Origin of the sequence: Methylobacterium sp. (assembly GCF_028290105.1) — a bacterium.
Classification (GTDB): domain Bacteria; phylum Pseudomonadota; class Alphaproteobacteria; order Rhizobiales; family Beijerinckiaceae; genus Methylobacterium.
The window spans coordinates 1-23,754 of record NZ_JAQGKL010000213.1 but is presented as its reverse complement, the minus strand read 5'-3'; the positions used below and the strand labels follow the sequence as shown (position 1 = coordinate 23,754).

Annotated in this window: 21 protein-coding genes; 11 read left to right on the top strand and 10 right to left on the bottom strand. The window is 72.8% G+C overall.

Annotated features, from left to right (window positions below; translation table 11 throughout):
* The coding region (locus tag JWQ05_RS20755) for a hypothetical protein (protein ID WP_366944609.1) at positions 1 to 97 on the top strand (97 nt) is incomplete at its 5' end.
* A gap of 77 nt (positions 98 to 174) precedes the next feature.
* Here JWQ05_RS20755 and panD read toward each other — a convergent pair.
* Positions 175 to 636, bottom strand: coding sequence for an aspartate 1-decarboxylase (gene panD, locus JWQ05_RS15320; RefSeq protein ID WP_299659939.1), 462 nt, complete (start codon positions 634 to 636; stop codon positions 175 to 177).
* A gap of 230 nt (positions 637 to 866) precedes the next feature.
* Here panD and raiA point away from each other — a divergent pair, with 230 nt between their 5' ends.
* The 3 genes from raiA to JWQ05_RS15305 all read left to right on the top strand — a co-directional run bounded on the left by raiA (position 867) and on the right by JWQ05_RS15305 (position 2,411).
* Positions 867 to 1,493 carry a ribosome-associated translation inhibitor RaiA gene (gene raiA, locus JWQ05_RS15315; RefSeq protein WP_299659936.1) on the top strand — a complete coding sequence of 209 codons (627 nt, stop codon included), beginning with the start codon at positions 867 to 869 and terminating at the stop codon, positions 1,491 to 1,493.
* A gap of 118 nt (positions 1,494 to 1,611) precedes the next feature.
* Positions 1,612 to 2,079: a PTS IIA-like nitrogen regulatory protein PtsN gene (gene ptsN, locus JWQ05_RS15310; RefSeq protein WP_299659934.1), complete on the top strand. Its 468-nt coding sequence runs from the start codon at positions 1,612 to 1,614 to the stop codon at positions 2,077 to 2,079.
* A gap of 2 nt (positions 2,080 to 2,081) precedes the next feature.
* Complete coding sequence (locus JWQ05_RS15305; protein ID WP_299659932.1) at positions 2,082 to 2,411, top strand: hypothetical protein; 330 nt, start codon at positions 2,082 to 2,084, stop codon at positions 2,409 to 2,411.
* A gap of 46 nt (positions 2,412 to 2,457) precedes the next feature.
* On the opposite strand, the gene JWQ05_RS15300 is transcribed toward JWQ05_RS15305, so the two are convergent.
* From JWQ05_RS15300 to ftsE, 3 genes are all read right to left on the bottom strand, one after another.
* Positions 2,458 to 3,234, bottom strand: a complete 777-nt coding sequence (locus JWQ05_RS15300) for a YdcF family protein (protein ID WP_299659930.1) — start codon at positions 3,232 to 3,234, stop codon at positions 2,458 to 2,460.
* Positions 3,235 to 3,350: 116 nt separating this feature from the next.
* Complete coding sequence (locus JWQ05_RS15295) at positions 3,351 to 4,382, bottom strand: ABC transporter permease (RefSeq protein ID WP_299659927.1); 1,032 nt, start codon at positions 4,380 to 4,382, stop codon at positions 3,351 to 3,353.
* Between the two features lie 8 nt (positions 4,383 to 4,390).
* Positions 4,391 to 5,089, bottom strand: coding sequence for a cell division ATP-binding protein FtsE (gene ftsE / locus JWQ05_RS15290; protein WP_299659945.1), 699 nt, complete (start codon positions 5,087 to 5,089; stop codon positions 4,391 to 4,393).
* Between the two features lie 177 nt (positions 5,090 to 5,266).
* Between ftsE and JWQ05_RS15285 the strand changes: the two genes are divergently transcribed.
* From JWQ05_RS15285 to JWQ05_RS15265, 5 genes are all read left to right on the top strand, one after another.
* Positions 5,267 to 6,085 (top strand): zinc-ribbon domain-containing protein, encoded by an 819-nt coding sequence (locus JWQ05_RS15285; protein ID WP_299659924.1) that lies wholly within the window; start codon positions 5,267 to 5,269, stop codon positions 6,083 to 6,085.
* A 12-nt stretch (positions 6,086 to 6,097) separates the two neighbouring features.
* Positions 6,098 to 6,667 carry a hypoxanthine phosphoribosyltransferase gene (hpt, locus tag JWQ05_RS15280; RefSeq protein ID WP_299659921.1) on the top strand — a complete coding sequence of 190 codons (570 nt, stop codon included), beginning with the start codon at positions 6,098 to 6,100 and terminating at the stop codon, positions 6,665 to 6,667.
* Positions 6,668 to 6,893: 226 nt separating this feature from the next.
* Positions 6,894 to 7,259: a response regulator gene (locus JWQ05_RS15275; RefSeq protein WP_056476559.1), complete on the top strand. Its 366-nt coding sequence runs from the start codon at positions 6,894 to 6,896 to the stop codon at positions 7,257 to 7,259.
* A gap of 31 nt (positions 7,260 to 7,290) precedes the next feature.
* Positions 7,291 to 8,325 (top strand): cysteine synthase A, encoded by a 1,035-nt coding sequence (locus JWQ05_RS15270; RefSeq protein WP_299659915.1) that lies wholly within the window; start codon positions 7,291 to 7,293, stop codon positions 8,323 to 8,325.
* A 142-nt stretch (positions 8,326 to 8,467) separates the two neighbouring features.
* Positions 8,468 to 8,623: a DUF3309 domain-containing protein gene (locus JWQ05_RS15265; RefSeq protein WP_238276083.1), complete on the top strand. Its 156-nt coding sequence runs from the start codon at positions 8,468 to 8,470 to the stop codon at positions 8,621 to 8,623.
* A 7-nt stretch (positions 8,624 to 8,630) separates the two neighbouring features.
* Here JWQ05_RS15265 and JWQ05_RS15260 read toward each other — a convergent pair whose 3' ends face one another.
* Positions 8,631 to 10,046, bottom strand: coding sequence for a serine protease (locus tag JWQ05_RS15260; RefSeq protein ID WP_299659909.1), 1,416 nt, complete (start codon positions 10,044 to 10,046; stop codon positions 8,631 to 8,633).
* 176 nt (positions 10,047 to 10,222) lie between these two features.
* Here JWQ05_RS15260 and JWQ05_RS15255 point away from each other — a divergent pair, with 176 nt between their 5' ends.
* Both JWQ05_RS15255 and pbpC read left to right on the top strand, forming a co-directional pair.
* On the top strand, positions 10,223 to 15,562 hold the full coding sequence (locus JWQ05_RS15255; protein ID WP_299659907.1) for an alpha-2-macroglobulin: 5,340 nt from the start codon (positions 10,223 to 10,225) through the stop codon (positions 15,560 to 15,562).
* A gap of 10 nt (positions 15,563 to 15,572) precedes the next feature.
* Positions 15,573 to 17,681 (top strand): penicillin-binding protein 1C, encoded by a 2,109-nt coding sequence (gene pbpC, locus JWQ05_RS15250; protein WP_299659905.1) that lies wholly within the window; start codon positions 15,573 to 15,575, stop codon positions 17,679 to 17,681.
* Positions 17,682 to 17,688: 7 nt separating this feature from the next.
* Here the strand turns inward: pbpC and JWQ05_RS15245 are convergent, their stop codons facing one another.
* The 5 genes from JWQ05_RS15245 to JWQ05_RS15225 all read right to left on the bottom strand — a co-directional run.
* A complete protein-coding gene (locus tag JWQ05_RS15245; RefSeq protein ID WP_299659903.1) occupies positions 17,689 to 18,543 on the bottom strand; it encodes a hypothetical protein in 855 nt (284 codons plus the stop codon).
* Positions 18,540 to 20,591 carry a glycosyltransferase gene (locus JWQ05_RS15240; RefSeq protein ID WP_299659901.1) on the bottom strand — a complete coding sequence of 684 codons (2,052 nt, stop codon included), beginning with the start codon at positions 20,589 to 20,591 and terminating at the stop codon, positions 18,540 to 18,542. Before JWQ05_RS15240 ends, JWQ05_RS15245 begins: the two co-directional genes overlap by 4 nt.
* The gene (locus JWQ05_RS15235) at positions 20,588 to 22,489 is read right to left on the bottom strand and encodes a glycosyltransferase (RefSeq protein ID WP_366944608.1); all 1,902 of its coding nucleotides are present in this window, start codon (positions 22,487 to 22,489) and stop codon (positions 20,588 to 20,590) included. Before JWQ05_RS15235 ends, JWQ05_RS15240 begins: the two co-directional genes overlap by 4 nt.
* Complete coding sequence (locus JWQ05_RS15230; protein WP_299659899.1) at positions 22,486 to 23,184, bottom strand: hypothetical protein; 699 nt, start codon at positions 23,182 to 23,184, stop codon at positions 22,486 to 22,488. Before JWQ05_RS15230 ends, JWQ05_RS15235 begins: the two co-directional genes overlap by 4 nt.
* Before the next feature lie 59 nt (positions 23,185 to 23,243).
* Positions 23,244 to 23,754 (bottom strand): M20/M25/M40 family metallo-hydrolase (locus JWQ05_RS15225; RefSeq protein WP_299659897.1); only part of this gene is annotated, 511 nt, incomplete at its 5' end.

The following is a 23,754-nucleotide window of genomic DNA, read 5'->3' as shown; positions in this document are numbered from 1 at the left end:
CATCGCCCGCCGCACCGTCGCGAAGTACCGGGAATCCCTGCGGATCCCGTCTTCCATCGAGCGCCGGCGCGAGCATTTCGCCTATGCGGGCCGGTGAGGCGGAGCGCGTGAAACCCGGCGCCCCGTCTGCGGGCGCGCCGTCGGGATGGACGGCATCCGGCGGGCTGTCGCCGCTCAAGTGAACCGGATGTGCTGCGCGATCCGCGGCTCCGATTGACCGTCGGACGTCGACTCGATGATCCGCATGTCGATGCGTCCGGCCGCGTCGCGAAAGACGTCGTAGATCACCCGGTCGGTCACGGCGTTGCCCTCGCCGAAGATGAGGACCCTGGGCTTCCGGGCCATCACGTCTTCGAGGCTCCCGAACGTGGACGACGCGATGATGACCTCGTCGCCGACCTGGCAGGTTCGCGCCGCCGCGCCGTTCAGGATGCAGCAGCGCGACCCGGCCTCGCCATAGATGACGTAGGTGCTGATCCTCGCACCCGACATCTTGTTCCAGATCTCGACGAATTCGAGCGGATCGAGCCCGGCTTCCCGGCAGAGGTCCGCGTCCAGCGTGATCGAGCCGTGATAGTTCAGGTCGGCACCGGTCACCCGGATGCCGTGCAGCTTGGCGCGAACGAAACTCTGCATTCCCCGGTTCTCCCTCGTCGCTCCGCTTTGGCTCATCGGCCCGGCCCGCGGCTTGGCCGGCTTCATGGGTGAGACCGCCGGCGAAAGGCAACCCTCGCGTCCGTCGAGCCGGGATGCCGCGTCGGCGCAGGACCCGGCTCCGGCCTCGCGTTGACTTCCGCCGGTGAGGCTCCTTAACTCCGAAAGGCCCTTCAAAGCAGGGCGCGTCCACAACCAAAAGCGGAGGGATCATGGGGTCATTGCGCGTGACGGGCCACGGCCTGGATCTTGGCGAAGCCCTGCGGGGCCGTGTCGAGGAGCGAATGGCGGCCACCCTCTCGAAATACCTCGACAGCCACATGAGCGGCACCTGCTCGGGCCACGTCACCCTGCGGCGGGACGGGACGGCCTACCGCACCGACTGCGTGCTCCACCTCGTCTCCGGCCTGACGCTGGAGGCCTCCGGGGCCGCGCACGACCCCCATGCGAGCTTCGAACAGACCGCCGACCGCCTGGAGAAGCGCCTGCGCCGCTACAAGCACAAGCTCAAGGACCACGGCGCGGCCGGGCATGACGGCGCGACCGTCCAGGCCGCCTACGCGGTGTTCGCCGACCCGAGCGAGGCCGACCCGTCCGATCTCGACGACGACTTCCACGAGGACGATCTCGTGGACGGCGAGGCGGCGCACCCGCCGGTGGTGGCCGAGAGCACCAAGACCCTCCAGCGCCACTCGGTGAGCGAGGCGGTCACCGCCCTCGATCTCACGGGCGCCCCGGTCCTCGTGTTCGTTCACGCTGGCACCGGGCGCATCAACGTCGTATACCGCCGCACCGACGGGGCGATCGGCTGGGTCGATCCGGCTGAGGCGGCCTCCTAGCGCCGGTCGGGAACAGAGCCCGAACCCGGTCTATTGATACCGAAGGGTCGCGTGGGTGACCCGACCTTTCATGGAGCGGTGGCCGGACAGGCCGCCGCCGACGGGGCGACGGTCCTTCATGCCAGTGCTGGAATTCCTCTCTCCGGATTCCGTGGTGCCGTCCCTGCGCGCCCGTGCCAAGAAGGCGATGCTGCAGGAGCTGAGCGCCCACGCGGTGCGCCAGCTGCCGGCCCTCGACGAGCGCGAGGTCTTCGAGACCCTGCTGCAGCGCGAGCGCCTGGGCTCCACCGGCATCGGCGACGGCGTCGCCATTCCCCACGGCAAGCTGCCGGGCCTCGACCGGCTGTTCGGCCTCGTCGCCCGCCTGGAGAAGCCGGTGGATTTCGACGCCCTCGACGGACAGCCCGTGGACATCGCCTTCCTGCTCCTCGCCCCCGAGGGCGCGGGGGCCGACCACCTCAAGGCGCTGGCCCAGGTCGCCCGCCTCCTGCGCGAGCCCGGCATTCTGGAGCGCATCCGCGCCGCCCGCGATGCCAGCGCCCTCTACGCGCTCCTGACCCACACCTCGGCCTCGCAGGCCGCCTGAGCATGCGCGCCCTCGCTTTCGCGCTTCAGGCTGCCGCCTGCCTGATCGCCGCCGGTCCCGCCTCCGCGCAGCAGCGCGACACGGCCTGCGCGCGGGACGTGCTGGTGGCGAGTTCGATGCAGCGCCAGGCCATCGACCAGCTCGAACAGGCCGGCAGCGAGGCCGCCGACCAATGCCGGGTCTGGCGTCGTCATGTCGAGACCATGCGCCGGGTCGCCAGCGTCTACGGCCGCTGCCTCTCTGGGGCCGAGCGCACCGAGCGCCTCGCGCAGGTGCAGACCTCGGAGAAGGAATTCTCGGGGATGGTCCGGAGCCAGTGCAAGGGTCTGTAGCAAAGGCCTTGTAGCAACGGCCCTGCGGGAACGGGGTTCTCGAGGGCTATTCCTGGCCGCGCAGCAGCAGCGGTTCGGCGACCATCCGGATCGGCTTGCGGCCGCCGATCACGATCGCCGCGCGGGAGCGCTCGGGGTCGCTCTCGAAGCGCGTGCGCACCCAGGCCACCAGGAACTTCAGGTACTCGGAGGCCAGGAGCTTGGCCGACGGCGGGTGATGCCACCAGCCATCCGGGTCGAAGCCCTCGGCGATGACCGGATGGGGCACGACGCGGTCGTCCCCCATCAGCGCGTGGTCGAGTTCCACTAGGGTGCGCGGCATGTGGTAGTTCGAGGTCACCACCGTGACGGTGCTGAAGCGGTGCTGGCGCATCCAGCGCCGGGTCTCGATGGCGTTGCCGATGGTGTTGCGGGCCCGGTAGTCGAGGTCGACGCAGCAATCGATCCAGTGGCGCTGGGTCGGATTGAGCCGGGCGATCTCGTCGCGGCTGGTGCGCTCGTTGACGCCGGTGATGAGCAGGCGCCGGCCGTAGCCGTTGGCCAGGAGGTCGATGGCGTCGCCGATGCGCTGGGCGCCGCCGGTCAGCGCCACGATCCCGTCGGCCCGTCCGCTCGGGATGCGTTCGTCCCGCTCCAGGCAGGCGACGAAGGCGAGGAAACCGCAGAACAGGGCCGCCACGCCGAGGGCGGCGAGGCCGAGCGTGGCCTTGGCCGTCGGCGCGAGGCCGTGGTGGACCGTCTCCGGCCCGGACACGGGGGGGGCGGCGTCGGTCCAGGCCCATCCGAAAGCCTCGGAGGGCCTCATGGTGCCGCTGGCTGACATCCGCCTCGTCATTCCCCCGTAAGATAGCCCCGATTGGGGCGTTCCCGAGGCAAGTATTTCCGCCCCTAAAGGTTCACGAAGGGTTAACGGGGTCGCGGAAGGGCAAGTGCCCGCGTTCAGGACAGGAAGCGCCGCACGGTCAGGCGCGAGACGATGCCGGTGACCACCGAGGCGATGACCCCGATCAGGAGCACGGCGGCATAGCCGCGCCAGCCGATGTGGAAGGCCCCGAACAGGGCCTCGATCTCCTCCCCCGCCGGTCCCGAGCGCCAGTTGCGCGCCACCAGCCCGGCAAGCGCGAAGGCCGCGATGGCCGCGCCCGAGCCGATGATGCCGCCGCGCAGGCCGAGGCCGAAGAACCGGCGCTGGAAGGCCCGGGCGATGAAGTCGTCGTTGGCGCCGACGAAGTGGAGCACCTCCACCACCTCGCGGTTGCCCGCCATGGCGCCGCGGGTCGCGAACACCACCGCGAGCCCCGTCGCCACCAGGACCAGCACGACGATGCCGACGCCGACGCCCACGAAGGTGTTGGCGGCCGTGGAGAGCCGGCGCAGCCAGAGGGCGTGGTCGTCGAGGCTCGCCACCCCCGGCAGGGCCTCGGTGAGGGAGGCGCGCAGCGGTTTCAGGTCCGGGGTGGTCTCGGCGAGCTTCAGGGTGACGAGGCGAGGCACCGGCAGGTCCGAGAGGTCGAGGCCGCTGCCGAGCCAGGGTTCGAGCAGGCGCTCGGCCTCCGCTTTCGTGAACACCCGTACGGCGCTGATGCCGGGGGTGGCCTTGGCCAGCCCCTCGGCGCGGGCGACGTCTGCGTCGATGTCGCGGCCGGGGCTCGGGCGCACCTGGATCGTGACCTCCTGCGCAACCGTCCCCTGCCATTGGACGGCGCTCGAGGCCACGATCTCGGCGGCCCCCGCGCAGAGGGCGGCGAGGAAGGTCAGGATGGCGATGACGGCGGCGAGCGCCCGGCTCGCCGCCGAATCCGTCGGCACCAGGGGCGCGTTGCGGCGCAGGGTCGGGGGCAACGGGCCCCCACCGCGCGATTCCGGGGGCGCCGGCGGCTTCACCGGCGGCCGGTCGCCGGCGCGGGCCTGTGCGCCCGCCTGTGAACTCGCCTGTGCCTTGGCGGTGGGGGAGCCGGTCTCGCCCATCATCCTGCGCCCTATGCCTCGACCGTCAGGCGGCCGTCGCCGAGCACGAAGCGCCGCGCGTCGACGAGGTCCATCAGGCCGAAATCGTGGGTGGCGATGAGCACGGAGGTGCCCAGCCGGTTGAGCTCGATGAACAGGCGCAGCAGGCGCCGGCCGAGGCCCGGATCGACGTTGCCGGTGGGCTCGTCGGCGAGCAACAGCTCCGGCCGGGCGATGAGCGCGCGGGCGATGGCGGCGCGCTGCTTCTCGCCGCCCGAGAGGAGGGGCGGCAGCACGTGCATGCGCTCGCCCAGGCCCACCCAGCGCAGCAATTCGACGACCTCGGCTCGGTAGCTCGTCTCGGAGCGGCCCTGGACGCGCAGGGGCAGCGCCACGTTCTCGTAGGTCGTGAGGTGGTCGAGCAGGCGGAAATCCTGGAACACCACGCCCATGCGCCGGCGCAGGTTCGTCAGCGCCTCGCTGGAGATGCCGCTCACCTCCTCGCCGAAGACCGAGACGAGGCCGCGCGTCGGGCGCACCGAGAGCAGGATCAGGCGCAGCAGCGTGGTCTTGCCCGCGCCGGAAGGCCCAGTGAGGAACTGGAACGAGCGCGGCGCGATCTGGAAGCTGACATCGCTCAGTACCTCCGGCCCGAGCCCGTAGCGCATGCCGACGCTCTCGAACTGGACCACCGGCTCCTCGGCTCCGGTGAGGAGCGACTGCGTGTTCACCCGATCCGCCACGGTCCCTCCATCCTGCCCATCCCGCCGCGCGGCCGACCGCCGGGCGGACATCCCCGATCCGGGAATCTCCGCTTCACGGACGGTTAACCGCGTTGCCCGAGAACCGTGTGAGTCTTTTTCCCCGAGCCGGCAACTGCCGATCGCCACCCGAGGCATCGATTGCCCATGCTGATCGTCTGCCCGTCCTGCGCCAGCGAATACCAGATCGATCTGGATCGCGTCGGGTCCGAGGGGCGCTCGGTGCGCTGTGCCGCCTGCCGGGAGACCTGGTTCATCTCCCCCGACGACGTCTCGGCCGCGCTGGAGGCCGAGATGACGGCCGCCATGATGGCGGCCTCCGAGGTCGGGCCCGACGCGGCCGAGAGCCGCGCCTCGGCCCAGGCCGATCTCGACGCCTGGGAAGCGGCCCTCGAAGCCGAGCCGGAACCGTCCCCGGCGGCCGTCGAGGCGCCGCCCCAGTCGCCTCGCGTCAGGGGGAAGCCCAAACCCGTGAAAGCGAAAGGCCGGGCCTCCGCCCTGGCCTCGCCCGGCACGGCCCTGGCGCTCGCCCTGGTGGCCGGGCTCGGCTTCGCGGTCCTGGCCCGCGCCAGCGTGGTGCGGATGATGCCCCAGAGCGCGGGGCTCTACGCGCGCATCGGCCTGCCGGTGAACCTGCGCGGCCTCGACCTGCGCGACGTGGTGGCCTTCCAGACACCCGGCGAGGGCGCGCAGGGGCAACTCGTGGTCGAGGGCGACCTCGTCGGGGTCGCGCAGGCCGGGGCGCAGGTTCCGCCGATGGAGGTCGAGGTGCGCGACGGGCGCGACCAGCCCCTCTATCGCTGGCAGATCGCGCCTCCGCGTCCCTCCCTCGAGAAGGGCGAGATCGCGCGCTTTCGCGCGAGCCTGTCGGCGCCCCCGGCGCAGGGGCGCTCGGTGCGCGTGCATTTCGCGGCCGCCGTTTCCGAGACGACGGCCAAGGGCGATGTCAGCGCGCAGCGACCGTGATATGCAGCAGGGATGACGAATCCTTCCCGACGCGTCCGCGTCCTCTTCGACGAAACCGCCATCGCCCGGCGCACCGAGGAACTCGCGGCCGCCATCGCCGCCGCCAACCCTGAGAACCTCCTCGTGGTGGCGGTGCTCAAGGGCAGCTTCATGTTCGCCGCCGACCTCCTGCGCGCCCTGCACCGGGTCGGGCTGGAGCCGCAGGCGGAGTTCGTCCACCTCTCCAGCTACCGCACCGCCACGGTCTCCTCCGGCCAGGTCGAGATCCTGCGCGATGTCGAGAGCGAGGTGCGCGGGCGCGACGTGCTCCTCGTCGACGACATCCTCGAATCCGGCCGCACCATCGTGTTCGCCAAGGACCTGCTGATGGCGCGGGGCGCCAAGCGGGTGCTCACCGCCGTGCTGCTGGAAAAACCCGGCAAGCGCGCCGTGACCATCGACGCGGATTTCGTCGGCTTCACCTGCCCGGACGTGTTCGTGGTCGGCTACGGCATGGACGTGGCGCATGCCTACCGGCAGCTGCCCTTCGTCGGCCTCGTGGATTACGACAGCCGCGAGCCCGACCTGTTCGGCGGCACCTGATCCCGGCGCGTCGTTCATCCAGGCGTCTGGCAGGCGTCTGGTGGATCGATCCACACTACAGACCGAGATCGATACAGCTTGAGCCGAGACACATTTCTGTCGCGCACGACATAAATCGAAACAAAACGATCGCTCGGATTGTTTCTCTGTCCGGCGATGCCTTGACAGTCCGCGTCTGCGCTTGCGTGACTGAAGGCACAGTTTCGAGTGGAGACACGGACGCGCGATGGCCCGCATCCTCCTGGTGGATGACGAAGAGACGGTACGGGGCTTCCTGAAGCGGGGCCTCGAGATCGACGGCCACGCCGTGGTGACCGCCTCCGACGGCAGCGACGGACTGGACCGGCTGACCGAGGCGGATGGGGCCTTCGACCTCATGTTGACCGACATCCGCATGCCGCTGATGGACGGCATCGCCCTGGCGCTGGCGGCCAAGCGCGATTTTCCCAACCTGACCATCCTGCTGATGACCGGCTTTGCCGACCAGCGCGAGCGCGCGCGCGGCCTCGACGCCATCGTCACCGACGTTCTGACGAAGCCGTTCTCCCTCGCCGACCTGCGCTCCACGGTGAACCGGGCGCTCGCCGCCTGAGGCAACCGTTCCGATCTCGGAGTTCCTTCCCATGACCGAACACGCCGACATCCTCTCGGCCGTCGGCGGCACGCCGCTGATCCGACTGCGCCGCGCCTCGGAGGAAACCGGCTGCACCATCCTGGGCAAGGCCGAGTTCCTCAACCCGGGCCTGTCGGTGAAGGACCGGGCGGCGCTCTCCATCGTGCGCGACGCGGAGTCCCGGGGCGCCATCCGTCCCGGCGGTACCATCGTGGAGGGCACGGCCGGCAATACCGGCATCGGGCTCGCCCTCGTCGCCTCCGTGCGCGGGTACCGCACGGTCATCGTCATCCCCGAGACCCAGTCCGCCGAGAAGAAGGAGACCCTTCGGCTCGCGGGCGCGCGCCTCGTCGAGGTGCCGGCGGTGCCCTTCGCCAACCCGAACAACTATGTCCACGCCGCCCGGCGGCTGGCGACACGCCTCGCCGAGACCGAGCCGGGCGGCGCCTTCTTCGCCGACCAGTTCGACAACGTCGCCAACCGGCAGGCGCACGTGGACACGACCGGTCCGGAGATCCTGGCCGACACGGGCGGCGCGGTGGACGGCTTCATCTGCGCGGCCGGCACCGGCGGCACCCTCGCCGGAACCGCGCAGGCCCTCCGCGCGGCCAAGCCCGGCGTGCGGATCGGGCTCGCGGACCCGGACGGCTCCGCCCTCTACGCGCACTACACCACCGGCACCCTCAAGGCGGAGGGCTCCTCGATCACCGAGGGCATCGGCCAGGGCCGGATCACCCGCAACCTCGAAGGGTTCAGGCCGGACCACGCCTACCGCATCCCGGATGCGGAGGCGCTCGCCATCGTCTTCCGGTTGATGCGGGAAGAGGGCCTCAGCCTCGGGGGCTCGTCCGGCATCAACGTCGCCGGGGCGATCCGCCTGGCGCGGGACCTCGGACCCGGCCACACCATCGTGACGATCCTGTGCGACGGCGCGGCGCGCTACGCCTCGAAGCTGTTCAACCCCGGCTTCCTCGCCGAGCGCGGCCTGCCGGTCCCGGACTGGCTCGGCGCCTCCGCCGCGCCGTTGCCGGATTGGCGCGCCTGAGCAGACACGGTCTCGCGGCCAGCAAAAAAGCGTCGATTTCCAGGGATTATGCCGCATGCGGGGTTGAACGGAATCGCCGGCGCGACGTTTGTACGGTCAAGCTCAAGCAATTCCGGTTGGGCGCGTGACGGAGTTCCCATCCATGACCCTGACCACCATTCTCCTCATCGTCCTGATCCTGATCGTTCTCGGCGGCGGCAACTTCCTCGGTGGCGGCGCTTACCGTGGCCCGAGCTTCGGCCTCGGCGGCCTGCTCGTCATCATCCTGATCGTGCTGCTCCTCACCGGTCGAATCTGACCCGTCCTCACGGCTGGCACGTCACGGCGACGACCGCGCCCGACAGGGAAGCTGCGGCCGAACCCGGCGTGCCAGCCGGCTTCGACGGAGGCGGTGCCAAGCCCGCCTCGGTCAGGAAGGCCGCGATGGCCGCCGTCGGCACGAGCCCGTAGCTCGCCGGCGGCACCACCCCCGCGACGAGACGAGGGCTCGCCGGAAATGTCGCAACGAGCCCGGCGAGCGTCCCCGCCCGGTCGAGGACCAGAGCGCCTCCCGCGCCAGGCTGCAGCGGCGCCGTGACCCGCGCACCCTCGGCGCCGGATTGCCCCGGCGCCACCGCGACGCCTCCCTCCGCGTCCAATCCCAGCGTCAACACCGCTTCGCCCTCCGCGAGCGCCCCCGCCCGGATCGCCGGCAGCGCCGGGGTGCGGCCTGCGGGCGGTCCTGTCTCCAGCAACACCAAATCCGCGCGGCCGCCCTTCGCGATCCGCGCCGCCGCGCCCGCAATGGCGGGCGCCCGGCAGCCGCCGAGGGCCGTGGCACTCGTCAGCACGCGGCCCGGTGCCACCAACAGTCCCGTGGCGATCGGGGCCGGCTTGCGCCCGGGAAGGGGCGGCGGGCTCGGTGCCGGCACCGCTGCCGCGACGGGAGCCGGGGCGACGGCCGGGACCGCGCCGGGGAAGGGCACGAAGCTGTTGGCCACCGCGATGGCGAGCCGGTCGACCTCCCCGGCGAGTGCCTTGTCGTAGCCGAGGGTGATGCCGCGCAGGCCCGCCTCGCCGGCCGCGTAGCGGATGTAGGACTTGCCCGTCGCGGTCTCGGCGGTGACCACGAGGAAGTCCGGCCGCAGGATCTTGTAGGTCACGCGCCGCTCGGGGGTCGGCGCTGTGATGCGGGCGAACACCGCATCGAGCCCGGTCTCGCCGGGCGGATAGGATTTCGTCTCCAGCGTGACGCGACCGTCCGCGCTCTGCCAGCGGGTGCCTCCGGCCTGCGGCATCCGCTTCGGCAGCAGGCGCTCGGGCACGCCCAGCACGACGCCGCTGGCGGGGTCCGGCTTCACCGCAAAGCGCGCGGCGCTGCGGGCTGCCGCGCCCTCCTTGAGCAGGGCGGCGCGAAGGGCCGCATCCGGCAGTCCGGTGCCGCCGTTGCGCTTGGCATAGGCCTGGAGCGCCTCGTAGCTGCGCCGCCCGAACGCGCCCGTGATCACGCTGTTGTAGTCGCCGGTCCAGACCAGGGCGTCCTGCAGGCCCTTGCGCTCGGATTCGGGCAGGGCCTCGAACGCGCCGCGCGCCGCCTCGAAGGCGGGATCGGGGGCCGCTGCGCCCGGTTTCGCCTTCGGACCTTGAGCCGTCGGCGGCACCTGAATGGCCGGGAGCGGGGTCTGCGCCGAGGCCGCGCCGGCGATCTCGAGGATCGTGCCCAGAATCACGAGTCCGGTCACGCTCCGGATGGTCCGACCGCTTCGCGCCATGGTGGATCCCGTTTCCCCGCGAGAACCCATCCGGTGTGGCAGAGGCGGCGCCCGAATTCCAGCCGTTGCGACCCAGGCGCGAAGTGCTACGGTCTCGTGCGATGCCGGCACGACGCGTCGGCATCGCAAGGCGGCGGGGTGGAATCATGTCGGGATCGGCCGGACACGGGCGCCTGCCCCAAGCCGCCAAGAGGTTTGTCGGCATCCTGCAGGCCCTGGCCCTCACGGGGTTGCTGGCCCTGCCCGCCCAAGCTCAGGCTCAGGCCCCCGCCCCGCGCCCCGCGCCGAAGGTCGCGCCCAAGGCTCAAGCCCCGAAGAGCTTCCAGCGCGAGGACCTCGCCAGCGACGGCGTGCGCCTCGAAGCCGCCCTGAAGGCCGAGGCCGGCACCAGTCTCTCCAGGCCCGCCGCCAAGGCCCGGGCCGAGGGCGAGGCCCTGATCGAGGCCGAAAAGCCGGCCGAGGCCCTGAAGCCCCTCGGCCTCGCGGTGGCGTCCGAACCCGGGGAATCCGCGAACTGGCTCGCCTATGCGCGCGCCGCCAGCGCGGTAGGCAACGACAACCAGACCGGCGACTACGCGAGCCGCCTGCGCCTGCGCCGCAACGCGCGGGCCGCTGCCTATCAGGGCTACCTGCGGGCGGTCGGCCCAGGCGCGGAGGCACAGGCGCTGGCCGGCCTCGGCGAGGTCTACGGCGCCGAATCCGAGTGGCGCCCGGCGCTCGAGGCCTACCGCGCCAGCCTCGCCCTCTCCGACGATGCCGAGGTGCGCGAGACCTACGAGGGGCTTCGCGCCGAGCATGGCTTCCGCATCCTCAACTACACCGTCGATTCGGATGCCGCCGCCCCGCGCATGTGCTTCCAGTTCTCGGAAGGGGTCGCGGCCAAGACCGACTTCACGCCCTTCATCGCGGTCTCTGGCGCCGCCAACGCCGCCGTCACGGCGAGCGGCCAGCAGGTCTGCGTCGATGGCCTGAAGCACGGCGAGCGCTACGCCTTCGTGGTGCGCTCCGGCCTGCCCTCGGCGGCGGGCGAGGGGCTCCTGAAGGCGGCGGATTACGAGGTCTATGTCCGGGACCGCTCGCCCCAGGTCCGCTTCACGGGCCGCAACTACGTCCTGCCGCGCACGGGCCAGGCCGGCGTGCCCCTGGTCTCGGTGAACGCGGCCAAGCTCGACGTCGAGGTGCTGCGCGTCGGCGACCGGGGCCTGCTGCCGTCGCTGCGCGCGGAGGACTTCCTGTCCCAGCTCAACGGCGCCACCGCGCAGACCCTCGCCGACCAGAAGGGCCAGCGCGTCTGGAAGGGCGTCCTCGACACGGCCAAGGCCGAACTGAACCAGGAGGCCGTCACCGCCTTCCCGGTGCTCCAGGCGGTCGGCAAGCTCGAGCCCGGCATCTACATCATGCTGGCCCAACCCAGCGGGGCGGCTGCGTCGTCCGACGAGGAGGGCGGCTACGAGGCGAAGGCCACGCAGTGGTTCGTGGTCTCGGATCTCGGGCTCACGGCCTTCAAGGGCCGCGACGGCGTCCATGTCTTCGCCCGCTCCCTTGCCTCGGCGGATGTGGTGAGCGGTGCCGAGATCCGCCTCGTGGCGCGCAACAACGAGGTGCTGGCCACCGCCCGGACCGACCGCCAGGGTCACGTCGCCTTCGCGCCGGGCCTCGCGCGCGGGGAGGGCGGCATTGCGCCCGGCCTCGTGGTGGCGCAGATCGGCGACGATTACGGCTTCCTCGACCTCAACCAATCCGCCTTCGACCTCACCGATCGCGGCGTGAAGGGACGGCCCCAGCCGGGGGCGGTGGAGGCCTACCTGTTTCCCGAGCGCGGGGTCTACCGTTCGGGCGAGACCGTGAACCTCACCGGGCTCGTGCGCGACGCGCAGGGGATCGCCGTACCGGACGTGCCGCTCACCCTCGTGGTCAAGCGTCCCGACGGGGTCGAGTACCGCCGCGTGCAGGTCGCCGATGCGGGCCTGGGCGGGCGCGCCCTGGCGCTGCCCCTGATGCCGGGCGCCCCTCACGGCACCTGGCGGGTCGCCGCCTATACCGACCCGAAGGCGCCGGCGATCGGCGAGGCGAGCTTCCTCGTGGAGGATTACGTCCCCGAGCGCCTCGACGTCACCCTGTCGAGCGCCACGCCGAGCCTGACCAGGGGCGCGCCCGCGACCATCGATGTCGCCGCGCGCTACCTCTACGGCGCGCCGGGCGCGGCGCTCGAGGTCTCCGGCACCGTGCTGGTGCAGCAATCGGCCGGCAACGGCATCAAGGGGCTGGAGGGCTTTTCCGTCGGTCTCGAAGACGAGCGCGTGGAGGCCTCCTCGACGGAGATCGAGGCGCGCGCCACCACCGATTCCGCCGGCAAGGCGCGGCTCGTGGTGCCGGTGCAGGCCCTGGCCGCACCCCGTCCCGTGGAGGCGAAGATCACCCTGCAGGTCGGCGAGCCGGGCGGGCGGGCGCTCAGCCGCAGCCTGACCCTGCCGATCCTGCCGGACGCTCCCGTGCTGGCCATCCGCAAGGGTTTCGCGGGCGACCTCACGGAGGGTGGCGTCGCCGGCTTCGACGTGGTCCTGGCCGCACCCGACGGGCAGCGCCTCGCGCAAGGCAACGTGGCCTGGACGCTCCAGCGCGTCGAGAAGACCTACCAGTGGTACCGCGAGGGCGGGCGCTGGTCCTTCGAGCCCGTGACCAGCACCCGCCGCATCGCCGACGGACGCCTCGACCTCACCCCCGACGCCCCCGGCCGCGTCAGCGCCACGGTGAGCTACGGCACCTACCGGCTGGAGGCGAGCCTGCCCGGCCGTCCGGCCGCCACCGCCAGCGTGACCTTCACGGTGGGCTGGGGCGGGGCGGAGACCGCGGATGTGCCGGACCTCCTCGACCTGCGCCTCGACAAGGCGGCCTATGCGGCCGGCGAGACCCTGCGCGCGCACCTCCAGCCGCGCTTCAAGGGACAGGCGACGCTCGCCGTCGTCAGCGACAAGCTGCACACGCTGCTGACCGTCGATGTGCCGGCGGGCGGCACCACCGTAGACATCCCGGTCAAGCCCGAATGGGGCTCGGGCGCCTATCTCGTGGCCACCGCCTACCGGCCCCTCGACCAGGCGGCCAAGCGCCTGCCGGGCCGGGCCCTCGGGCTCGCGTGGTTCGGCATCGACCGGGACAGCCGCACCCTCGGCGTCACGCTGTCCGCGCCCACGAAAGTCCGTCCCCGCGAGACCCTGACCCTGCCGATCGAGCTCGCCGGCCTGCGCTCTGGCGAGGAGGCGCGGGTCGCCGTGGCGCTGGTGGATGTCGGCATCCTGAATCTCACCCGCTACGAGGCTCCCAACCCCTTCGGCTACTTCTTCGGCCAGAAGGCCCTCGGGCCCGAGATCCGCGACCTCTACGGATACCTCATCGACGGCATGCAGGGCACGCTCGGCGCCATCCGCTCCGGCGGCGACGGAGGCGCGGCGGAGCTCGCCGATTCGCCTCCGACCCAGGCGCCCCTGGCGCTCTATTCCGGGCCGGTCACGGTCGGTCCCGATGGCCGGGCCAGCGTCAGCTTCCCCCTGCCGGCCTTCAACGGCACCGGCCGCGTGATGGTCACCGCCTGGAGCCGGGCCAAGGTCGGCGCCGCCCAGACCGACGTGATCATCCGCGATCCCGTGGTGCTCACCGGCACCCTGCCGCGCTTCCTCAATGTCGGCGACCGCTCGCGCTTCCATGTCGCCATCGACAACGTCGAGGGGCAGGCCGGGGACTATACCGTGGATCTCGGCCTCACGGGTTCGGTGCTCGTGGGTGCCGAGGCCATGCACAAGACCCTGCGGCTTGAGGCGGGGGCCAAGGGCGCGCTGACGATCCCCATCACCGCCGCCGGACCGGGCCTGACGCGGATCGACCTGACCTTGAGCGGCCCCGGCCTGCCCGAGGGCGTCGGCCAGAGCTTTTCCCTGACCATCGGCCCCGGCACGGGGGCGCTCGCGCGCCGCTCCGTCCAGACGCTCGAACCCGGCGCCGCCCTGCGGCTCTCCGACGAACTCCTGGCCGACATCCTGCCCGGCACCGGCACGGTCTCGCTCTCCGCCTCGAATCTCGCCGGCATCGACGTGCCGGCCCTGCTCCAGGCGCTGGACCGCTACCCCTATGGCTGCTCCGAGCAGACGGTCAGCCGCGCGATGCCGCTCCTCTACGTCAACCGCCTCGCGGCGCTGGACAGGCTCGGTCTCGACGACAAGGCCGACGAGCGCGTGCGCCAGGCCATCGAGCGCGTGCTCGGCCGCCAGAACTCGGCGGGCGATTTCGGCCTCTGGTCCACGGAAGGCGCGAGCGACACCTGGCTGAACGCCTACGTCACCGACTTCCTCACCCGGGCCCGCGAGCGGGGCTTCGCCGTGCCGCCGACCGCCTTCGCCAATGCCCTCGACCGCCTGCGCAACGCGGTGGCCAACACCACCGAGGTGGCGGAGGGCGGCATGGACATCGCCTACGCGGCCTACGTTCTGGCTCGCAACGGCCGCCCCGTGATGGGCGACCTGCGCTATCTGGCCGACACCAAGCTCAGCGCCTTCACGACACCGCTGGCGCGCGGGCAGATCGCGGCGGCGCTGGCGCTGCTCGGCGACCGGGGCCGGGCGGCCAAGGCCTTCGCCTCGGCGCTCGCCGGCTTCAAGGAGGCGGCCTCCACGAGCACCGCCTACCGGGCGGATTACGGCTCGCGCCTGCGCGACGGCGCCGGCCTCCTGGCGCTCGCCGCCGAGACCGGGCTCGCCCGCGATCATGTCCAGCCGCTCGGCGCCATCATCGCGGCCGAGCGCGCCACGGGCCGGCCCACCAGCACCCAGGAGGATGCCTGGATGGTGCTCGCCGCCACGGGCCTGGCGGCGGATTCCGAGAACCTGCGCTTCACCCTCGACGGCAAGCCCGAGAGCGGCGCCGTCGCGCGCAGCTACCGCGCCGCCGCCCTCGAGGGGCGGCCCGTCACCCTGGTGAATGCCGGCACCCAGCCCGTTCAGGCGGTGGTCAGCGTCAGCGGCAACCCGATCGCGCCGGAGCCGGCGGAATCGCGCGGCTACGCCATCGAGCGGCGCTACCACCGCCTCGACGGCACGCCCGTCGATCTCGCCCAGGGCGTGCGCCAGAATGACCGCCTCGTGGTGGTGCTCACCGTCACGGAAGCCAAGGCCAGCGCCGGACGCCTCCTCCTCGTCGACCGCCTGCCGGCCGGCCTGGAGATCGACAATCCGAAGCTCCTCGACGCCGACGCGCTCACCGGCCTCGCCTTCGCCAAGGCGGAGGTGGCCCCGGTCCACACGGAGTTCCGTGACGACCGTTTCGTGGCGGCCTACGACCGCACCCCCGAGCAATCGGCTTATTTCCGGGTGGCCTACACCGTCCGGGCGGTCTCGCCCGGCAGCTACGTCCACCCGGCCGCGACCATCGAGGACATGTACCGGCCGGAGCGCTTCGGGCGCACCGGGTTCGGCGCGGTGGTGGTGAGCGCCCCGTAGGATGGGCGCGATGCGCCCTTGCCCTCCCCCCGCAAAGGGGGGAGGGGGTCTCGCGGTCGTCGCCGGCCTCATCCTCGTCGTCCTGCTCGGATCGGCCCTCGCCCTCTGGCGCTTCGTCGACACCCTGCCGCCCCTGGACCTGACCCAGGCGGAGCTTCGCTCCACCGTGGTGCTCGACCGGGAGGGACGGCTGCTGCGCCCCTTCGCCACCGCCGACGGGCGCTGGCGCCTGCCGGTCCGGGGGCCCCAGGTCGATCCGCGCTTCCTCGCCATGCTCACGGCCTACGAGGACCGGCGCTTCGCGTCGCATCCGGGCATCGACCCGGCCGCCAGCGCTCGGGCCGCGTGGCAATGGCTGACGGCCGGGCGCATCGTTTCCGGGGGCTCGACCCTGTCGATGCAGGTGGCCCGCCTCGTCGAGCCCCGCGCCGAGCGCTCTCTCGCCGCCAAGCTGCGCCAGATGGTGCGGGCGGTGCAGCTGGAGCGGCGCCTCGGCAAGGATGGGGTGCGCGACCTCTACCTCGCGCTCGCCCCCTATGGCGGCCCGGTCGAGGGCCTGCGGGCGGCGAGCCTCGCCTATTTCGGCCGCGAGCCGGCGCGGCTCTCGTTCGCCGAGAGTGCGCTCCTCGTCGCCCTGCCGCAGGCCCCGGAGGCGCGGCGCCCCGACCGCTTCCCGCACGCCGCCCGCCGCGCCCGCGACCGGGTTCTGGACATCGCGGCCGGGCAGGGCGTCATCACGCCGGCGGAAGCGCAGGCCGCGCGGGCCGAGCCGGTGCCGGCCCAGCGAAAACCCTTCCCGATGCTGGCGGCGCATGCGGCGGAGGCCGCGCATGCCGCCGACCCGGCCGCGCAGGTCATCCGCCTGACCCTCGACGGACGCCTGCAGGCGAGCCTCGAATCCCTGGCCACGGAGCGCGCGGCCGCCTTCGGGCCGGGCATCTCGGCGGCGATCCTGGCGCTGGACAACCGCACCGGCGCGGTGCTGGCCCAGGTCGGCAGCCCCGGCTACCTCGACGCGTCGCGCGCGGGCGCCATCGACATGACGGGGGCGATCCGCTCGCCGGGCTCGGCCCTGAAGCCCTTCATCTACGCGCTCGCCTTCGAGACGGGACTCGCCCACCCCGAAACCCAGCTCGACGACCGGCCGGTGCGCTTTGCCGGCTACGCGCCCGAGAACTTCGACCTCGGCTACCAGGGCACGGTGACGGCGCGGCGCGCGCTGCAACTCTCCCTGAACGTGCCGGCGGTGGACCTGCTGGAGGCGGTGGGCGCCGCCCGCTTCATCGCGCGCCTGCGGGCGGCGGGCGCGCGTATCGAACTGCCCCGCGACACCGCGCCGGGCCTGCCCGTGGCGCTCGGCGGCCTCGGCATCACGCTCACCGACCTCGCCCGCCTGTTCTCGGGGCTGGCGCGGCAGGGCTTGGTGCCGAACCTGACGCGCCGCCGCGATGGCCCCTCGGCCGAGGCCCCGCCGGAGGCGCGCATCACGGAAGCCGTCGCCGCCTGGTACGTGGCCGACACCCTGCGGGGAGCCCCGCCGCCGGAGAACGCTCTGCCGAACCGGATCGCCTACAAGACGGGCACCTCCTACGGCTACCGGGACGCGCTGGCGGTGGGGTTCGACCGGCGCGTCACGATCGCCGTCTGGGTCGGGCGGCCGGACGGCAACGCCGTGCCGGGCCTCGTCGGCCGTGTGGTGGCCGCCCCCATCCTGTTCGACGCCTTCGCGCGCTTCGGGGGCGAGCCCGACCCCGTCCCGATGCCGCGCGAGGCGCTCGTCACCACCACCGCCGGGCTGCCGCCCCCCTTGCGCCACATCCGCCGCGACATCCCCAAGACCCTGTCGGCGGCCTTGGGGGCCGCCCTCAGGATCGCCTATCCGCCCGACGGCGCCCGCATCGACCTCGGGCTGTCGGAGCCCGAGCCCGTGGCCGCCGCGAGCCTCGCCCTGAAGGCGCTCGGCGGCGTGCCGCCCCTCACCTGGATGGTGGACGGCCTGCCGGTGGGCGAGAGCCCACGGCGCCAATCCGCCTGGCAACCGGAAGGGGCGGGCTTCGCACGCATCTCGGTGATGGACGCCACGGGGGCGAGCGACAGCGTCGTGGTGCGGATCGAGTGAGGAATACTCAGCCCGGCCGGATCGCGAGTTCCCCCGCCGGCGCGACGTGCAGGACGTGCGGCCGCTCGGGCAGCACGTCCCAGATCCGCGCCTCGGCGTAGCGCAGCAGCACCGTGCCGTCCGGCCCCGGCCCGTGGAAGCACTGTTCCAGGGCGAGGATCAGGGTCGGGCGGGGCGGGTGCGGGCGTCGGGTGATGTCGATGTCGAGGGTGATCGCGTCGGCGGCGGCTTCGGAGAACCCCGCGACCGCCTGGACCAGCCCGTCGATCTCGCCGCCGTCGAGGGCGAGGAGGAGGCAGAGCCGGGGCACGAAGGTCGGGCAGGCCGAGACCGCCACGTCGCGCCGCAGGGTCAGGCCGAAGCGCGTGGCGCCCTGCGCCGGATAGGCCCAGCGATGGGCCTCGCGCACGCCCTGCAGGGGCACCCACTCCCCCGGCTCCGCGCTGGAGGCGGCCGCGATCCGGCCCTCCGCCCGCCCGTCGAGCCGGTAGTGCAGCAGTGGGTTCACCCCGGCGACGCCGAGATCGGGGTAGCGGGCGAGGTACATCCGGGTGCTGAAGCCGGGATGGGGGTCGAGCCCGGCCTTGGCGCCCACGCGCAGGTAGTGGCGCACGGGATCGAGGCGGGTCGGGCCGCTCTGGCGCCGGTAGAAGGCCGTATCGAAATCGGCGCTCGGGTCGTGACCCTGGGCCACCCCGCGCCGGACGTAGTGGAGGAACGGGTCGACGCCGGAGCGCGCCACCTCCGGGTAGGTCGCCCGGTAGAAGCCCGCGTCGAACAGCCGGGGCACGCGCCCCAGGGTGAGCCGCCGGAACGCGGCGGTGGCGAGGCCGATGGCGCGGGAGACGAGTGGATGGGTCATGCGAAGACCGGCGCCTCGCAGAGCCGGCGCAGGACCGCGCGGTAGGCCTGCGCGTCGCATTCGGAGGCGACCTGGGCCAAGCCCGCGCGCTGGACCCGCGTCCAGGCATCCTCCGATTCGTGGAGCGCCGCCAGGGCCTCGGCGAAGCCGGCCGGATCGTGCCAGTCGTGGACCCGGTAGCCGGTGCCGTCGGGCCAGCCCATCTGCCCGGCGAGAATCGGCGTGACCACGCTCGGCAACCCGCGCGTCGCGGTCTCCAGCACCTTGTGCGGGATGCCGGCGGCGAACCGGGTCGGCGCGAGGGCGACGCGGGCGGCGTCCAGGGCCGGCCCCGGATCGTCGACCCGGCCGAGCACGGTGACGCCAGGGCAGGTCAGCCGCTCGGCGATCGAGGGGGCGACGGTGCCGATGACGGTGAGGTGCGCCTGCGGCAGGGCCGCGCGCAAGGGTTCCCAGACCTGCCCGAAGAACCAGTCGAGGGAATCGATGTTGGGCTCGCCCTCGCGCGCGAGCGAACCGATGAAGACGAAGCCCCGGCGGGCGGCGAAGCCCGGCGGGTCGGAGCGCGGCGCCTGGACGTGGCCGAGCACCACCGGGCTCGGCACCCCGGCCCCGCGCAGCAGGCGCGCATCGGCCTCCGAGACGCAGACCACGTGGTCGGCCGCCGCGACGAGCCGGATCTCCTCCGCCGAGGCCCGGGCCAGGGCGGGGCCCGAGGCCGGCCGGCCCTTGAGCGCCTCGACGACGAAGTCGCGCAGCGCGTAGAGGGATTCCGAGTCGAACACCACGCGGGTGCGGCCGACGTCGCGGGGGTTCAGGCCCAGGTCCCGCAGCACCTCGCAGACCATCCGGATGTGCGGAGGCCGGCTCACCCAGAGCACGTCGTAGTCGCCGGCCCGCTCGGTGACGAGGCGGCGGAAGCCCTCGCGCCCGCAGGGCTCGATGACCTCGATGCGGGTCGAGAGGTCGCGGTAGGTGGCCGCCGGCTCCTCGCGCTCGCCGTAGACAGAGCACAGCGTCACCGCGTAGCCGAGCTCCGCCATGGCGTTGACGATCGTGTTGGCGCGCGGCAGCCCCGCCCCGAGATCCTGGTGCGGCGCCCGGTCGTCGACGTAGAGGACCCGCAGAGCGAACGGCGCGTCGTCGCGGGGGGCGAATCCCGTGCGCGCGGGCCCTTGCGCGAACAGCCACGCCCCGTGCCGCTCGCGAAAGCGCGCGCGGTTGCGGTCGAGCAGCGCCTCGACGTCGGCGCGCCGGACGCTGGTGGCGCCCTCGACGTGGATCGCGATGGCGCGGGGCTGGTAGACCACCCGCCGCCCAACCTGCTGGCAGCGCAGGCAGAGGTCGGTGTCCTCGAAATAGGCGGGCGCGAACAGGTCGTCGAAGCCGCCGAGTTCGGCGAACAGGGCCCGCTCGATCATCAGCACCGCGCCGGAGACGTAGCCGACGTCGCGGGCATGGGACGCTTCCGGCGCGAACGGATCGAGCCCGCCCCGGCCATGGGGATGGGTGAGCTGCGGGTCGTCCTGGAAGCCCGCACCCGCCTCCTGCAGGATGCCGCCGGGGAAGACGAGGCGGGCGCCGACGATGCCGACGTCGTCCTCCGCGAAGGCCTCCACCAGGGCACCGAGCGCCCCCGGCATCAGGTCGACATCGGGGTTGAGGAACAGGAGGTAGCGCCCGCGCGCCTGCGCGGCGCCCTGGTTGCAGGCCGGGCCGAAGCCGGCATTCTCGGCGTTCAGGAGAATGCGCGCGCCGTCGATCCGCCCGAACAGGGTCCGCGTCTCGGGGTCGGAGGCATTGTCGACCAGGATGACCTCGAAGCGCGCGCCCGCGAAGGCCTGCTGCGCGGCGAGCTTGGTCAGGGTCCAGGCGAGGAGATGGCGGGCGCCGCGTGAGACCACCACGACGGAGACCGTGGGATTCGCTTCCCCCCGGAACGCGATGCGGACATCGTTCAGGAACAGCGCGTTCCAGATCAGCGCGGCCTCGACCAGGGCCGCCTTGCGGCCGGACGGGGCGTCGAGGATGTCGGGCGCCGCCATCATGGCCGGTTTTCCTTCCAAGGCAGGTTTTCCTTCGACGGAAGGTGTTCCTCCCAGGGAAGGGCGTCCGCCGGAATCGTGATCCGGCCGACGAGGTCGTCGTGCAGGAACAGGATCGTGGCCGCGCCCGCCAGCACCGCGAGGCCCGCGAAGGTCACGGCCGCCGGAGCGGGCGGCAGGTCGGGCCGGGTCGTCCTATAGGCCAGGGCCGGTGCGGCGTTCAGGGGCGTGACCCGCTCCAGAGTCAGCGCCCGGCCCGGCGTCCCGACGAGGAAGGCGGCGTTCGGGTGCGGCCCCATCGCGAGATGGCGTGGCAGCGACAGGGCGAGGAGGGCGCCGTCGCGGTGAAGCCCGACGATGCGGGCCTCGGCCTCCCAATCGACCGCGATGCCGGCAAGATGCGTCGCCAGTTCGGCCCGGAAGGCGGCGGGCAGACGCGGGTCGCGCACCCATTCGGGTGAGAGCGCGAGTTGGAGTCCGGCAAGGTCCACGACCGGGTCGGCGGCGGTCGCCCCACGCCCGGCCTTGGCGAACCAGCGTCGGCGGAGCGGGGAATAGGGCCCGGCGCCGGGCGGGGCGCAGCGCTCCGTCGCGACGAGCCGGCCGAGATCGGAATCGTCGAGCCGGTTCGAGCCGAGCGAGGTCTCGCAGGTCAGGGTGCCGCCCACGAGGGGAAACGTTTCGCGCGAGGGCTCGGCCTGCGGGCTCGTCGCCTCGGCGCGCATGGCGGCCGACGCCGCATCCGCCGGGTGCGTCCGCAGCATGGCGAGCAGGTCCGCCTCCGCCCGCTCGGCCCGGGCGTTGTAGGCGGCGAAGAGATCGGCGCAGGCTTTGGTCAGGCGCGCGAGGCCGTCGGCGTCGGAGGCGAGCGCCAGCACCGCGTCCTTCACCGCCTCGGCCGTGCGGCTGCGATGGGCCGGGACGACCGGGTCGAACCCCTCGAAGCCGAGCGCCGTGCCCACCACCGCCTTGCCGAAGGACAGCGCCTCCGCGACCTTCATCTTCAGGCCGCTGCCCATCAGCATGGGCGCCACGACGAGGTCGACGGCGTCGTAGAAATCCTCCAGGCGCGGGAGATAGCCGGCGATCCGTATGCCGGGTCCGGCCGCGCCGCCGAGGCTGGCGCCGATTTCCCCCGCGATCACGAGTTCGGGCCGGTCCGGTGTCCAGCCCTCGGACCAGGCGGCGGCAAAGCGCCGGATCGAGACCAGGTTCGGGTCGTTGCCGTGGCCGAGGAAGCCGATGCGGGCGAGCCGCGCCGGGGCCGCGAAGGGTTTTCGCGCGGGAAAGCGCGGGGGCAGCAGGTGGACGCGCCGGTCGGTGACCTCGCGGAAGTACGCCGCCTCCTGCGACTGGATCGCCAGGACGATGTCGGCCCGGGCGAGGCCCGCCGCCTCGCCGGCCCGGTCTGTGTAGAAGAAATTCGGCTCGGCTCGGAACGGGCGGTACTGGCGCTGCCGGTCGGCGAAGCGGTCGTGGGTGTCGATGAGCTTCAGGGTGCCGGGCGGCGCCGAATCGAGGGCCCGCGACAGGAACACGTAGTTCATCAGGATCGCGCGGGTCTCGGGGTAGGCCCGCCCGTACCAGGCGACGAAGTCCCCGACCGCGTCCGGGCACCAGTCGTCGATGCCGAAGCAGCGCGCACGGGTGGTGAGCGGAATGGTCCGGCGCGGCTCGATCCGGAAGGTGTGGCGGAACAGGCTCGCGGCGGCGGCCTCGTCGGTGGGCGGGTGCTGCCCGTAGCGCCGGTAGATCTGGTCCTCGTGCGCGTAGTGGGCGAGGTCGACGGCAAAGCCCCCGCGCTGGAGCGCGGCGCAGGTGGTGAGCAGCCGGCGGCGGTTGCCGGCGCTGGTCGGGAAGGCCGGCATCGGCGCCAGCACGAGGATCGCGGGGCCGCTCACCGGCGTCCTCCCCCGCCCAGGGAGGCGGGCAGGACGCTGCCGGGCCCGAGCAGGAGGGCGGTCTCCACGGCGGTGCCCCAGGGTGCGCCCCAGGCGGGTGCCAGGGTCAGGCCGATTTCGGGGGCGGGGCCGAAACGCAGCGCGGCCCGCGTTACGCGGGCGCAGCTCCAGGTGGTCCCGGCGCGCAGCAACAGGTAGTTCGGCACGACCGAACCCGACAGCACGGCGTGCGCGTCGTCGTCCCGCGCGAGGGTGAGGCGGGGCGCCGTGTCGGCCATCGGCATGTGCGCGATCGCTGGCGCGAGCAGCGGGAACAGCGTCGCCAGGGCGTCGAGGGTCCCCGGCGTCACCGCCGCCAGCACCGCGCCCGCAAGGGCCGCGCGGGCGGGCGCGGTCAGTTCGGCGGCAGGGCGCGGCTTCGAGCAGGCCAGGGCGCAGGCGCGAAAATGCGTCTCCAGGGTCAGCGTCCCGCCCTCGCTCAGCGCGCCGTCCGGATCGTGCAGGACGAGGAGGCCGGCGGGGTCGCGGTCGTCCGCGCCGAAGCCCGCGAACGCCCAGGTCAGGAGGTCCACCCCGGCGGGGGCGATCACCGCGAGGGGAATGGGCAGATCCGTGGCGACCGGATAGCGGCAGACCCATACGCCGGGGCCGGCCGCGAACAGGCGGGCCGCGAGGGAGGCGGACGCAGAGGTCATCGATCCGTGACGCGGAGGCTGGAGCTCATGACCCATCCGGTCGATGGTCCGCGACGCGCTCAGCCCGCCCGCCCGGCCCCCAGGGCCGCCAGGATGCGCGCCCAGGAGCGGGTGCCCTTGTGGAAGCTGGCGAGGTCGTACTTCTCGTTGGGCGAGTGGATGCGGTCGTCGTCGAGGCCGAAGCCGATGAGGAGCGTGTTGCGATCCAGCAGGCGCTTGAAGTCGCCCACGATGGGAATCGAGCCGCCGGCCCCGATGGTGACGGCGGGCACGCCCCATTCCTCCGCGAGCGCCGCGCGGGCGGTCTCGAGTTCGGGCATGTCGAAAGGCAGGCTGATGGCGCGGCTGCCCTTGTAGCAGATCACCTCCACCGAGCAGTCGGCCGGGATGCGCTCGCGCACGAAGGCCTCGAAGGTCCGGGCGAGCTGCTCCGGATCCTGGTCGTCCACGAGGCGGAACGAGACCTTGGCGCTGGCATGGCCGGCGATCACCGTATTGGTGCCCTCGCCCGTATAGCCGCCGATGATCCCGTTCACGTCGCAGGCCGGGCGCGACTGGATCAGCTCGATG